Source organism: Sabulicella glaciei (genome assembly GCF_026183895.1).
Classification (GTDB): domain Bacteria; phylum Pseudomonadota; class Alphaproteobacteria; order Acetobacterales; family Acetobacteraceae; genus Roseococcus; species Roseococcus glaciei.
The window spans coordinates 1-13312 of sequence record NZ_JAPFQI010000002.1 but is presented as its reverse complement, the minus strand read 5'-3'; the positions used below and the strand labels follow the sequence as shown (position 1 = coordinate 13312).

12 protein-coding genes are annotated in these 13312 nt (G+C 67.2%); 4 read left to right on the top strand and 8 right to left on the bottom strand.

Annotated elements, in window-relative coordinates:
* Positions 1 to 175: 175 nt before the first annotated feature.
* Entirely contained in the window at positions 176 to 589 is a 414-nt protein-coding gene (locus OF850_RS05270; protein WP_301588876.1) for a hypothetical protein, read from the top strand.
* Between the two features lie 547 nt (positions 590 to 1136).
* On the opposite strand, the gene OF850_RS05265 is transcribed toward OF850_RS05270, so the two are convergent.
* The 3 genes from OF850_RS05265 to OF850_RS05255 form a co-directional block, all read right to left on the bottom strand.
* Positions 1137 to 3365, bottom strand: a complete 2229-nt coding sequence (locus OF850_RS05265; protein ID WP_301588875.1) for an alpha/beta fold hydrolase — start codon at positions 3363 to 3365, stop codon at positions 1137 to 1139.
* A 153-nt stretch (positions 3366 to 3518) separates the two neighbouring features.
* Positions 3519 to 3872 carry a nuclear transport factor 2 family protein gene (locus tag OF850_RS05260; protein WP_301588874.1) on the bottom strand — a complete coding sequence of 118 codons (354 nt, stop codon included), beginning with the start codon at positions 3870 to 3872 and terminating at the stop codon, positions 3519 to 3521.
* Between the two features lie 92 nt (positions 3873 to 3964).
* Positions 3965 to 5938 carry a PAS domain-containing hybrid sensor histidine kinase/response regulator gene (locus tag OF850_RS05255; RefSeq protein ID WP_301588873.1) on the bottom strand — a complete coding sequence of 658 codons (1974 nt, stop codon included), beginning with the start codon at positions 5936 to 5938 and terminating at the stop codon, positions 3965 to 3967.
* 241 nt (positions 5939 to 6179) lie between these two features.
* On the opposite strand from OF850_RS05255, the gene OF850_RS05250 reads away from it, so the two are divergent.
* Together OF850_RS05250 and OF850_RS05245 are read left to right on the top strand one after the other, a co-directional pair.
* Positions 6180 to 6386, top strand: a complete 207-nt coding sequence (locus OF850_RS05250; protein ID WP_301588872.1) for a DUF1127 domain-containing protein — start codon at positions 6180 to 6182, stop codon at positions 6384 to 6386.
* A 1-nt stretch (position 6387) separates the two neighbouring features.
* Complete coding sequence (locus tag OF850_RS05245; RefSeq protein ID WP_301588871.1) at positions 6388 to 6912, top strand: GNAT family N-acetyltransferase; 525 nt, start codon at positions 6388 to 6390, stop codon at positions 6910 to 6912.
* Positions 6913 to 6963: 51 nt separating this feature from the next.
* Here OF850_RS05245 and OF850_RS05240 read toward each other — a convergent pair whose 3' ends face one another.
* The 5 genes from OF850_RS05240 to OF850_RS05220 form a co-directional block, all read right to left on the bottom strand.
* Positions 6964 to 7437 carry a MaoC family dehydratase gene (locus tag OF850_RS05240; protein ID WP_301588870.1) on the bottom strand — a complete coding sequence of 158 codons (474 nt, stop codon included), beginning with the start codon at positions 7435 to 7437 and terminating at the stop codon, positions 6964 to 6966.
* Positions 7434 to 8609 carry an NAD(P)/FAD-dependent oxidoreductase gene (locus tag OF850_RS05235; protein ID WP_301588869.1) on the bottom strand — a complete coding sequence of 392 codons (1176 nt, stop codon included), beginning with the start codon at positions 8607 to 8609 and terminating at the stop codon, positions 7434 to 7436. The genes OF850_RS05240 and OF850_RS05235 overlap by 4 nt, the downstream gene beginning before the upstream one ends.
* Before the next feature lie 15 nt (positions 8610 to 8624).
* Positions 8625 to 9875 (bottom strand): NAD(P)-binding domain-containing protein, encoded by a 1251-nt coding sequence (locus OF850_RS05230; protein ID WP_301588868.1) that lies wholly within the window; start codon positions 9873 to 9875, stop codon positions 8625 to 8627.
* A 58-nt stretch (positions 9876 to 9933) separates the two neighbouring features.
* Positions 9934 to 10524, bottom strand: a complete 591-nt coding sequence (locus OF850_RS05225; RefSeq protein WP_301588867.1) for an OsmC family protein — start codon at positions 10522 to 10524, stop codon at positions 9934 to 9936.
* 627 nt (positions 10525 to 11151) lie between these two features.
* Complete coding sequence (locus OF850_RS05220) at positions 11152 to 12021, bottom strand: LysR family transcriptional regulator (protein WP_301588866.1); 870 nt, start codon at positions 12019 to 12021, stop codon at positions 11152 to 11154.
* Here OF850_RS05220 and OF850_RS05215 point away from each other — a divergent pair.
* Positions 11989 to 12720, top strand: coding sequence for a DUF924 family protein (locus tag OF850_RS05215; RefSeq protein ID WP_301588865.1), 732 nt, complete (start codon positions 11989 to 11991; stop codon positions 12718 to 12720). The genes OF850_RS05220 and OF850_RS05215 overlap by 33 nt on opposite strands.
* The last annotated feature ends 592 nt before the right edge of the window (positions 12721 to 13312 follow it).

The window sequence follows — 13312 nt, the reverse complement described above, 5'->3', positions numbered from 1 at the left end:
GCCCCTCACTTTCAAGCAGAACCCACAAGGGCTGCGACGCACTTCATCGGTCCTACAACGCTGCATGCCGCAATTACCACGTCGGCTCCCCCGCCCGCTCACACTCCGGCGCCTCACTGTTTCTCCGTGGTCGGACCCCGGCCCGAACGAAACATGTGAGCAAGGAGAAGCAGACATGAGTACGCACAATGCCTTCCAAACTCCCGATGCCCGGCGTGACGAAAGAGGCGACAGCTGGATGGCCGGTCACGGAAACGCGCGTCGGCATCGCCTTGCGACGGGCGCGGCTGGCCCGCATCGCAAGCTGGCCATAGCGTTCGCCTCTGCACTCGTCCTGATGTCCGGGCTCGCGATCGCCGCACCGGCGCTCGAATACGGACCGGAAGCTGAGGCTCGCTTCCTCGGTCGGTGCACCGGAAACTGCGCTCCGGCTGCGTTGTGCCGCGACCTGATGGAGCGTCTGCAGGAGAGCCTGGGCTACGAGGTGTTTCTCCAGCTTGTGGACGGCGGCCCGGAGGGCTTCGGCCGCGTTCCCGAGGAACGAATGGCATCGGCTGCCGCAGAGAGCCGACCCGATGTGCATCATTGAGACGTGCCCGGCGCGCGGCCGCGGGCCGGTCGGCGCGGCTGAAGAACCCACGGATAGAACCGCGCCCTACCGTTCTGAAAAGTCTCGGATATGGAGATCACAACATGACCTCGGAACCTACGAGTCCTCCTCAACCACCTTTCTGGAAGAGTGAGTATGACCGAATCTATCGCGCCATGGCGACAAGGCTCCGATCGAGAAGCAGCCCTCTGGCCGAAGCCGGCTAAGCCTGGACGCGCACGCACGAGCGTCCTTCGCATCCCGATCTCGAACCGGCCTCAAGTCGGTTCGGATCGCTGTTACCGAAGATTGTCAGTGCGTCTGCAGCTGGCTGTGGACCCATGCCGTCACCACATGATGTTAGCAGTCACGCCGAGCGCAGCGTCATTCGTTAGTCACCCGGTGTCTGGGAGAATGCGGCCATACATCGCGAGACGACGCACTCAGCCTTCGATATGTTATCGCGGTGGCATCGCCTTCGTCGTGCTGCCATCGAGCGTGCCAACCAGATCTACGATCCCTCGTGGCTGGTCGGCACAATGCCAGCCTATGGTCTGAGTTCCCCGGCGACGGGCTCGACCGCCTTCTCGTGATTTGGTGCGACGTCTGCTTCGAGAAAGGGTCGCACTTCGGCCAGGAAACGCTCCCACGCCGGCTCCTCCTCGAGCAGGATGTGGTTTCGTCCCTCCAGCTGAACGAACCGCGCGCCGGGGATACCCCTGGCCAGCCGCCGACCCTCCTCGAAAGGCACCACGCTGTCGCCGACGCAGTGCAGGACAAGCGTGGGAACGCGGACACGCGGCAGTAGCGCCTCGATCTGCACTTGTCCAAAGACCTCGTGCAGCCGGAACGCATTCTCGGGCGAAGCCGAGACGCGCTGCAGTTCGTTGAACCACTGCGCTTGCTCCGACGTGCCATCCGGCACGAACAGGGACGTGAAGAGCTGCCGGGATGCCGGGTTGTCGACGCCCCAGCCATGCTGCATCAGCGTGCCGAACGCGGCGCGCGTGTCCGCCTGCGCGGCATCGCCTCGCTTGGCCCAGCCGCGTGCGTATCCGCCATACAAGACGAGGCGGCTGACGCGCTCGGGATGCTGCACCGCATAGGCCACCGCGAAAGCGCATCCCTGTGAGATGCCCAGCATCGGAAAGCGCTGGAGGTTTGCAGCTTCGATGACGGCCTCGAGATCGCGCTCGCATGCATCGAACGACAGGTCCTCCGCGTGCCAGTCCGACAAACCGTTGCAGCGTTCGTCGTACCTGATCAGGCGGTGGTTGCGCGAAAGCTCACGCAGCCAGTGACGCCAGACTGGGCTCTCCCAGTCGTGCTCTAGATGCGTCATCCAGTTGGCTGGCTTGAGCAAAGGTGGACCCGCACCGCTGGTGGCGTACGCGATCTGCACGCCGTCGGCCGAGCGGCAGAAACGCACCTCCTGACCTTGTTTGGTTCGCGGGCCGCCCGTGCCGCCGTTCTTCGCCAGCCTGAAACCACGCGCTTCGCTGGCCGCCACACTGGGCCGAGCATCGCCACCGACAGACACGCCGTCGGACAGCCCCGGCACTGTTCGATCCGATCCAGTGGAAACCACTTCCGTTCGGCGCAAGGCGGCCTGGATGCGCGCCCGCAGCTCGCGCAGGTCGAACGGCTTGGTAAGGTAGTCCTCGGCGCCCAGCTCGAGACCGACCACGCGGTCCACCACCTCGGCCGCAGCGCTGAGGAACAGCATCGGCGGTCCACCCCGGGCCCGCAGGCGTCGCGCGATGGCGAAACCGTCCTCTCCGGGAAGGTTAACGTCCAGCACCACAAGGTCGGCCGAGCCGCTGGCCAGCACCGCATCCAGTGCTGCTCCGCTGGCAGCGGTGCGCACGGAGAAGCCGTGGCGTTCGAGGTACTCAGCGACGATGCGACCGAGTTCCAGCTCGTCATCCACGACGACTATGCGCCGTCCCGCCATGGCCGCATCAGACCCGGCGGTGACGGCCAATGCCGGACGCACTACGGCTTCTAGCTCCCCCACCTCCCCTCCGGCGCCACCGCTCCCGCGATTAGCCCTCGCGGCACGCAACTGGCGTCCGACGCGAGACAGCTCCGCTGCCGGAAGTCCCGCCTCGCGGAGAGCGCTCAATCCTGCTTCAACGTGCTGCTCAGCCTCCTCGCGACGGCCGGTACGTGCCAACAGCTCGACCAATCCAGCCCGCTCCTGCTCATCGAATGCGTCGAGCGCGACAAGCCGGCGCGAATGCACCAGCGCCTCCTCCGGCGCATCGGGGGCGAGCCGTGCGACAAGGGCGCCGAGGACGGCGGCATGATGACGGCGTGCTTCCTCCCGTTCTGCCACGCACCAAGCCTGGAATTCCGGTTGCGTGGGGAGGTCCAGGCCTTCCAGGAAGTCGCCGTTCACGGCCTCGGCGACTGCCCGCAGATGCTCAACCGGCAAGGCCTCGATTGGCCGCGCCACCGCGGCCGCCCGCAAGGCGTGGAGATCGCAGGCTACGCCATTCGGAACGAAGCGGACGGTGTCGCGGTCCGCGAGGATGCGCGCCCCGTCCCCGGGATCGTCGACGACTGCGCGCAGCTTGCTGAGCGACCAACGCAGGGCGCCGCGCGGATCGTCGGGCACCTCCCAGAGCAAGCGGCACAACCTCTCACGGCTCTGCGGCCGGCCGGTCGCGACGAGGTAGGCGAGCAGGGCACGCGTCTTTTTGGAAGGCGGCAGAGCCAGGGCCTCGCCACCACGTATCACCGAGACCTCGCCGAGCAATCGGATGGTGAGCATTTCGTGCACCCATTCCAGCCACTGTTTCTTCACACTAACGGGTGCCGGGGCCCGCGCCAATCGAGATTGGCGCAAGTCACCACAGTAGTCGAAACCAATATTCCTGGAGTATTATTCATCGAGGCAAGATTGCGCCGCAGCCGGGTCGAAACGCTACTCGACTGGGCAGCCCATGCAGCTTCGGAAAGGATGGCTTGTCCCAGACTCGCGCTGGAATGCGAATCTCCCATCGTGCACCGTGAAGAAACCGTAACCGCGTAAGCTCAATGCATTGCGCCACTCAAGTGCAATCACGTCGCCCGCCTCGTGTATGGCCTCCACAATGCGGACCATTGGCGGCCTGCCAAAAACCTCCGCGAACTTCGTCCAGATCGTTTCACGGCCTTCGACCGGTTGCTGCGCAACCTGATGCTTTACGGCGTTCGAATGATACAGTTCGGCGACGCCGTCCGCATCAGCAGCCTTGAACTTCTTGACCCACACCCCGACGCCTTCGCGGGGCGTCATTCCGAGGACCCCCTCGACACGCCGGACGGGACCAAACTTTCGCAAGCCCTGCGAAGACCGCGGCGGCACCGATGAACGAGGACCTGGTCACGTCATGAAGTCTCGTGCGGCGACGCCCCGTCGGCCGCGAGCGACGCGATGACCCGACGCAGATCGGCCGGCACCAGCGGCTTTTCCAGGGCCGGTCGTCCCGAACTGGCGAGAAAGGCGGCGGCGGAAGGCGACAAGGTATCCCCGGTCGCGAAGGCGATGCGTTTGCAGAGGTGTGGGTGTTCGTCCGCCATCCAGGCGTACAGTGCGGGGCCGTCGATATCCGGCATGCGAAGGTCGCACAGGATGGCATCATAGCGATGGATGGCGAGGAGGGCCTGCGCCTCTCGCCCCGTCGAGGCCAAATCGCACGCGAAGCCGGATGCCGCGAGGCTTTCCCCCACCACCTGTGCCAAGGCCGGCTCGTCATCCACGATGAGGGCTCGCAGCTGGCCGGTTGCCCCGTCTGGCGCGGCGTCCGCCGCGGCGACCCGTGGGGTCGGGGCCGCAGCGGCGGCGCTTGGCAGCCGCAGGTGGAACCGGGCGCCGCCGGCCGATTTTTCGGCCAGGTCGAGCGTACCCCCGTGAGCCTCCGCAATGCCGCGCGACACGGCGAGGCCGATGCCGTTTCCGACACCGATCGGTTTGGTGGTGAAGAATGGGTCGAAAATTCGTCCCCTGACATCGGCGGGGATGCCGGGCCCGTTATCCTCCACCGCGATCTCGATCATCCCATCCGCGACCTCTCGCGCCGAGAGGTGCAGGCGGCGCGGGCCAGGCTGCCGTTCCAGCGCTTGCCGGGCATTGGTCACGAGGTTCGCGAGCACCTGGTGCAACTGGTCGGCGTCGCCCAGCAGCGGTGGCAGATCAGCCGGAAAGTCGCGCTCCACCTCGACGCCGGCGCTGCGCACGCCGTAGGCCAGGAGGTTCAGCACGTCTTCCATGAGATCAGCAGCTGCCAGCGGGCGCCGCTCGGCCGCCTGTTGCCGCGCCATCGCGAGAAAGGATCGGATGATCCGGCTGCAGCGCTCGGCCGCCACCTGGATTCGCTCCGCCTTCGTCACCAAGGCCGGCGCCACGGTCTCTGCCTCCTCCTTCAGCATCAAGGCGCCGCCCAGCACGATGGAGAGCGGATTATTCAGCTCGTGCGCCACGCCGGCGAGAAGCGATCCGAAGGCCGCCATTCGCTCGCTTTGCGCCAGCGCATCCCGCTGGCGCCGGATCTCGCGGGCGGCCGCGCGGGCTTCCGTGAGGTCGCGAAGATAAGCCGTAAAGAGGCGCCGCTCCGGCAGCCTTACCTCGGTGATCGCCAGCTCGATCGGGAAGACCGCGCCGTCCGACCGCATCGCCTCAATCTCGATGCGCCGCCCGAGCATGGTGCCCTGGCCGGTTGTCAGGTAACGCCGGAACCCCTCGGCGTGCCGATCCCGAAGTGCGGGCGGCACGATGAGATCGCCGATGGGTCGGCCCAGCGCCGCACTCCGCTCGTAACCGAAAGTCCGCTCCGCCGCGGGGTTGAACTCGATGACATGCCCGGCCTCGTCCACGACCACGACGCAGTCGAGCGCCGAGGCCGTGATTGCGGCGTTGAGCGCCTCGCTCGCTCGCAATGCGTCCAAGCGCTCCGCGAGCTGCTGCTCGCTCCGCTTCAGCACGGTCAGGTCGCGGGTGAAGATGAAATACCCGTCCACGGCGCCGGTGGGCCCGCGATGCGGGAGGTAGAAGCGCTGGACGAAGCAGGGTTCGCCCTCGGCGCTGTAGGGCAGCCAGCCCTCCCAGCGCGAGGCCTCGCCGCTCAGTGCTCGCTCCCAGTGAGGGCGTAGTTGGGCGTAATGGGGCTGGAGCCGGGCATAGGCCTCAGGCCCCATCACCTCCTCCAGCGTGTGGCCCAGGATCGCTTCGGGTTCCCGCCCCACGAACTGCGCATAGTCGCGGTTGACATAGCGATGCCGGCGGTCGCGGTCGTAGAGGACCACGCGCGCGGGAATGCCGTCGAGCAGCGCCCGCAGCTCCGCCGTGCCAACGCTCAGCTCCATCTGGAACCTCCCTCAGCCGCCTGCTCGGCGCAGGGAGGACGAACGCCGATCCGGGCGGCCGCAATGAAGCGGCTGCTCACGAGCGATACCACCGGCCTCGGGACCCCACCTCGCCCTCGCAGCCTCGGCCACCCGCCAATACGACGCAATGCCGGACGTTTCCACGCCGCCGCCAACGGTACATCACACGCGGCCTTCGCATCCTGCCCTCACCGCCATTCCGGCGGAGGAGCAAAGGATTATGAACAGCATCACCGGCCATCTGGCCACCAATCATTGGACCCCGGCCCTCGCCCTCTTCGGCGCGATCCAGCGCCGCTGGCGGGAGCGGCGCATGGCCGCCGCGCTGGAGGCGCTCGATGACGCCACGCTGAAGGACATCGGCCTCTTCCGCGGCGACATTCCTTCCAAAGTTCGGGAGCGGTGCATGTCCACTGGAGGAATGTGAGGTGGCCCTGGTCGCCGACGCCCCATCCCACGCTTCGGATCCTGCCGATTGGAATGTGCGGCGGCTGGCGGCGAGCGACCTGTCCCGCATCGAGCGTCACCTGCTGGGGCTCGACGCGGCGGACCGGCGGGCACGGTTTGGTCTCGCCCTTGGCGATGCGGCGGTGCACGCCTACGCCCAGCGGCTCGACCTGGAGCGCGCGGTGGTGTTCGGTGCGATAGACAGGTTGAGCGGCGAGCTGCTGGGCATCGCCGAAGCGCAGCCGGTCCATTTCATGCATCGCGTCGAGGTGGCGGTGTCGGTGCATCCGGGCCACCGGCGCCGCGGCATCGGGCGGCTGCTCGTCAGCGCCGCGCTGGCCGCCGCCTTCGCGCGCGGCGCCCATGTGGGAGAGTTCGTGTTCGCTCCAGCCAACCGGCCCATAGTGGCCCTGATGCGCTCGCTCGACGCCTGGATGGCGGGAACGATGGACCGCGCGGAGATCCGCCGGTTCTCGGCGGCAACGGAAACGGCCAAGACCGCCTGAACGGATTAGGCCGCCTTCCCCGTGGCAGCGATCACCTGCGGACATCGCGTGTCAGTTGCCCGCGTCCGAAGGCCGGCCGGAGAGGGGCACCGTGTAGGTGACGGCCGTGCCTACCAGGCAGACCTCGCCCTTCGCGTTGCGCACCTCGGTGCGGAGCGTGCAGATCGGCTTGTCGTCCCGCACGGAGGTCACCTCGACCCGGCCGACGATCTCCTCGCCGACGGACACCGCCTTCAGGAAGCGCCACTCCACGCCGAGGAAGACGCTGCCCGGCCCGGGAAGGTCCTCAGCCACGATGGCGTTGAGCAGGCCCGAGGTGACGCCGCCCTGGACGATCAGCGCGCCGAAAGGCGACCGGGCGGCGAGGTCGGCATCGTAATGCAGAGGATTGCGGTCCCCGGTCATCTCGGAAAACATCTCCACGTCGCGCATGCGCGTCCGGCGGGTACGCTCTGCGACACAGCCGAGGCCGGGCTTTCCCCGCAAGCTCGCCGCCCAGGCCGAAGTTGCTGATTTCGATGTCATCGGCACCCTCCCGCTTCGATGGGGTCGCCAACCCGCGCGGCGAGGAGGTGCTCCACTTCGCGACGCATGGCGGCGTTCAGCGCCTGATGATAGGTCTTCAGACGGTCCAGATTCCAGTCGAAGGATGCGATCGCGTCCGTCGCCTCGAACAGCGGCACCGATAATTCGTCGCGCCGTGCGGCGTAGTCGGCGAAATCCGCTTCCGAGCCGCGTGTGGCCGCATCCGCCAGCAGCTCCGCGTCTCGGAAGGCGTCGGTGATCCCGTGCGCGGTCAGCGGATCCTTGAAGTAGCCAGCATCGCCGACCAGGGCCCAGCCAGGACCGCTGGGAACCCGCAGAAAGCCCTTGCGGCCAGCAAAGGCCCAAAGGCGGCTCTCCAGCGTCGAGGCCGCGACTGCCTCGGCCAGCGCTGGCGACACTTCCGCGAGCACGCGGCGGTAGCCCATGGCTGGATCTGCCCGGAAAGCTAGATCGCGCATCCGCGCCGGGGGCATGGCAACGAAGATGCAATGCCGCCCTGCATTGGTGGGCATGACGCCCGCGCTCACGCCCGGACGGTAATGCCAGTGATATCCAGAGGAGCGGAGGCCGGACCAGTGACCGTAGATCACTGCGCTGGTGTGCCGCGCCACTCTCAGCAAGGAGGCGTCCACAAGCCGCGCGACGGCGGAACCAAGGCCATCGGCGCCGACGACGAGCCCGGCCTCGATCTCGGCGCATCGGCCCTCGTCGTCCACGACGCACGCGCCGCGGACCCGGCCGGACCCGTCCCGGATCAGGTCGGTCAGCGTATGCTGGTGCCGCACCTCCGCGCCGGCCTCCTGGGCCGCATCCACGAGAACGCTGTCCAGGAGGGTCCGGCGGGGCGCAAGGAGCGCGTCCACGCCGTGGCCAGGCTTGACGGGGAGTTCCAGCACCTCGTCGCCGTAATGGAAGGTGGTGCTGCGTACGGGCGGCGTGCCCATCTCCAGGAGGCGCGGCAAGACGCCCCAGCGATGGAGCTGAAGGATGCCGCCGCGCATCAGCGCGTGGGTGGACAGGGCGTCGGCGCCATAGGCGCCGCGGTCGATGGCCAGCACCCGCATGCCGCGGCGCGCCATCAGCATGGCGGTGGTGGCGCCCGCGCAGCGCGCCCCGACCACCAAGGCGTCGTATCGTGTCCTCTTGGGCATGGTACGTCCTCCCGGTCAGGCCGCGACGCGGCGCGGCGACGTCAGTTGAGCGATGAGGTGCTTCGCGATCGCCTCGGCGTCGCCTCCGACACCATCGAGAAAGCTCGACTTTCGCCGCCGGAGAAAGCGCAGCCCGAGCACACAGAGGCCGGGGACGGCCGTGACGCCGTCGCGGTGGATGATCTCCCCGGACGCGTCGAGCACCTCGGGAACGCGCAGCCAGCCGTAGCTCCTTCGGTAGCCGGTCGCCCAGAGCACCGTTCGAATGCCGTCGGCTGCGAGGTCGAGTGCAGGGGGGGCGGGTTCAAAGGCCACGGGTCGCAGCAAGGCCGCGGCCTCCACGCGGCCCTGGCCGTTGGCGTCGGGCACCGCCGCGTCAATCCGTGCCAGCAGACGCGCCAGAGTGCCTTGCGAGGCGGTGGTCGTTTCGGCCAAATCGTCGCGCAGATGCACCAACCCGCCCTCGACCCCGATGGCGCGACCTACGATGCGCAGGCCTGTCTTCCGGAGCGTGTCGAGATCGATGCTGCGCCGATCCACTGATCCGACGAGTTGCAGCGAGGGCTGCGTCCGCGCACGCTGGAGATTCGGGACATCGCCAGCGCGTTCGTCGAGCACGCCGATGCGATCCATCCACCACATGATATCGCGTCCGCGGTAAGTCCGTGGCAGCCGCGTGTGACTCCCGACCGAGAGCGTGACGGGTCTGCCGGAACGATGGATCTCCTCCGCGAGCTGGACGCCGGTGGCCGACGCACCGACCACCAGCACGCCGCCATCGGCGAGCGTCGAAGGCCTGCGATAATCGGAAGGCGTGACCTGGCCGATCGCGGACGGCAGGCAACGCGCCATCGCCGGGATGGCAGGGTGACCGCAATGGCCCGTCGCCACCACGACCGCCCCTGCCGCCCAGGTTCCACGACTGGTCGCCACCTGATAGCCGCCGGGAACGCGGCGGACTGACAGCACATCCGTGCCGGCTTCGAGGGGAGTCCTGGAAAGGCGAGAATAGCTGCTGAGAAACTCGACCACCTCCGGCATCGCCATGTAGCCATCCGGATCGTGCCCCTGATAGGACCACCCGGGCAGGCGGCTCATCCAGTTCGGCGTGAGCAGCCGCAGCGAGTCCCATCGCTCGGTCCGCCACCGCTCGGCGACGCGCCCGCGTTCGAGCACAACATGGTCGATGCCGTGGCGGCCGAGACAGTGGCTCATCGCGAGGCCTGCCTGGCCGGCGCCGATGATGATGGCCTGAACGCTTCGCATGATTCCCTCCACTGCGCCCTACCCGCCGGCCACAGGTGGCCGACGGGGCTCGTTCCGCTCAGCTGTTCATCTTGATGTCGACGGGCACGCCGTTGGTGAGCACGTCGAACACGGCGGATCGCGCCCGGGACTGCTCGACGATCTTGCGCAGCGTCTCCGCCGGCGCGTCCCCGGTGACGCGGAATCTCACCTGGATCGCCCGGAAGCCGTTCCGCACGTCGCGGGAAAGCCCGAGAATGCCGCGCAGATCCATGTCGCCTTCGACGTCGCACGCGACCGAGCCGAGGCTGACGCCCCGCGCAGCGGCAATGTTCGCAATGCCGGCCGTGAGGCACCCAGCAAGCGCGTGCAGCAGCCACTCGACGGGAGTCGGCCCGCGATCCTCGCCGCACAGGACGCTCGGGTGGTCGGAGTCGGCCTCGATGGCCTCGACGTGGCGCATCTCCCCGCCGACGCCGTAGAAGCCGGAGATGGTGGTGCGGCTGTGGGTTCCGCCCATCCAGCGGCCCTGCGCGCGGAAGCGGAACTCGGCCAGCGAGGGCTGGTCCGCAACGACGGCGATGGTAGCGAAGAGCTTGGGCGTATCGACGCCGTTGCGCGGCGTCGGCGGGCGCTTCGGCGAGGAAGCCTCAATAGTGTTGGTGCTCATGATGGTTCTCCTCGTTTACCGGTGGGGCACGGTTGCCTGTCCGGGACGAGGAAGGAGGTACGGGGGCGCCGTGGATGCAGCCGTGGAAGCGCTAGTGGTATCCTTGGAATGGACCGTGTGATCGCGTTGGAGCACCCCTCGCGGAGCGCGGCGATCGTCTGGCCCATTCACGCAGACGCGAGGGGCACCCGCATTCCTTGGCGCCGGTGGCGAACCGCAAGGCCTCTTCCACGTGCTCGCGCTCAAGCTTGTCCGACGTCACGGCGATCAGTCCGATCACCGGACGGAGAAGCCCAGAGATGATCAAGACTCCGCCGCCCGCCATGGCATTGAACGCGGCCGACGTACCCAACTGCTACGCTATGCGGGTGACCTATGGCGTGAGCCCGTCAGAGCCCACGAACGTCATCATGCACCAAGTCAACTAGGCGAAGATCGGGCAGGTGACCATGACTGATCAGCACAGCTTCTGAACCATCAGCGACATCGAGGGCATGGTCCAGTGCATCACGAAGGATACCGCGCACGTCAGCAAACGAGAATCGTCTCCTGGAAGGTCTCTCCAACCAGCTTGGGAAGCTCCGCTGAAAGTTCGCATCAGGAACGGACCACTTGCGGCGTGCCAATTCAGCGGTCGCCACGCTCGATCAGCGCCAGCAACCAAGCGATCCCGGCATCCCGCAACGCCACCTTCGGCACGATCGCCCGTATGGGGAAGCGCCGCAGCTTCAGCGGCACCTCTGCGGCCACCACGCCGAAGCGCACCCCATGGGCGGCAACGAGCTGGCGCGGCAGCGCCCCAATGAAATCTGTTTGTCCCACCACCGCCAGCGCCAGCAGGAAATTCGGCACGGCCAGCGCCACGCGCCGACGCAGCCCATGCTCAGCCAGCACGTCGTCAACATTGCCCTGCACATCGCCGCTCTGCGACACAAGGACATGCGAGGCCGTGCAATAGGCAGCTTGCGTTGGCGCCGCGCCCATCGGATGTCCCCGCCGCATCGCCACGACGAAATCCTCGGCATAGGCGGGCCGCGCCGCGAAGCGCGCTGGGATGGCGTCGATCGGCAGGATGGCCACGTCGAGGCTGCGCGTGTCGAGTTCGGCCAGCGCCGCCTCGAAGGGATGCATCGCCTGCCGGAGCACCAGGTTGACGCCCGGCGCCACCTTTCCGATCTCGGCCAGCAGCGGCGGCAGGATGACGGTAGAAATCCCGTCTGGCGCGCCGATGACGAAGCGGCGGGTCGAGGTGGCGGGGTCGAAGCGGCTGCTCCCGGCGACGACTTGCCGGACGCGGCGCAGGATCTCGGCGACCGGCTCCGCCAGCGCCTCAGCTGCGGCGGTTGGCACCACCCCCTTCGGATGGCGGAGAAACAGCGGGTCGTCCAGCAGCCGCCGCAGCCGGCCGAGGCCATGACTGACAGCAGAAGGAGACAGGCTCAGCCGGGCCGCCGCCCGCCCGACATGACGGTCCTGCAGCACTGCCTCGAACAGCACCAGCAGGTTCAGGTCGATGCGAGAGAGATCGATCTCGTGCAGCATATTGGTGAAATCATACCACTGGATGCAGGGCAGTGCGTCAGGGATATCGGCTTGATGACACACCGCAGATCCCTCTTTGCCCTCCCCCTGGCCAATCGCGCTTCCGGCACCACGGACCATCCTGGCATTCTCGACGTGACCAGTTTCTGGCGCGAGGCAGGTCCCAGACTTTGGTTTGCCAAGGACGAGGCGTTCGACACCCGCTTCCGCACGCGCTTCCTGGCGCTGCATGAAGCCGCCACCATCGGCGCCTTGGCGGCCTGGGCGGGCACGCCCGAAGGATCGCTCGCCCTGCTGGTGCTGCTGGACCAGTTTCCGCGCAACGCCTTCCGCGGTACGCGGCGCATGTATGCCAGCGACCCATTTGCGAGGCAGATCGCCGCCGCCGCCATAGCAGCAGGCCATGACGTGGCGCTGGAGCCGGCGATGCGGCTGTTCGTCTACCTGCCCTTCGGACATTCCGAGGATCTGGCGGACCAGGAGCGCTCCGTGGCCTTCGCCCACGGCCTCGGCCAGCCAAGCCTGTCGCATGCCGAGCGCCACCGCGACATCATCCGCCGCTTCGGTCGCTTTCCACACCGCAATCCGATCCTCGGCCGCACGATGACCGCAGAGGAGCAACGCTACCTCGACGAGGGCGGCTATGCCGGATGAGTGCTCTGTGCGATCCGGTCAAAATCCTCGATCTTTTGTCACAAGCTCGTATGACCAACATGTGAGCGCTCGCAATTAGTGAAATTTCCTACCCGAATGTACACAGTTACTGAAATCGCCCTTCTGCTCAAGGTACGGCTCCCGTGTGAGCGCGCCTATCGAGCGTCATTTACTTGCTGTCTCGGGCTCTGGTCGTAGAGGCGGTCGTTACGACTGGTAAAGACGGCCCCGCGGCCACCGGGAGGTAGCACGTTCTTGAGAAGCCGACGGCCGGCCGAGCACAGCGGACCGAGAATAACGCCACGGCAGCTGACTGATGGCCGACCCTCGCTGGGTGGTGAGTTCGCTTCCTTCTAGCCGGCATCTGCTTCATCTGCGCCTATGGCCCGTTAGCCTCTGAGCCAGTCGAGCGCTGCGGCGAGGCAAAGCGGTTCTGAAACAAGGCGGGCATGCTTCTCGGCTTGGTTGGCAGCATCCTCAATCGACGCTGGCGCCGGAGATCCGCACCATCTCGGCCCATTTCGGCAATTCGGCCGCGATGAAGCGGGAGAACTCCTCCGGTGTGCTGCCGACCGGCTCGCTGCCCTGCTCG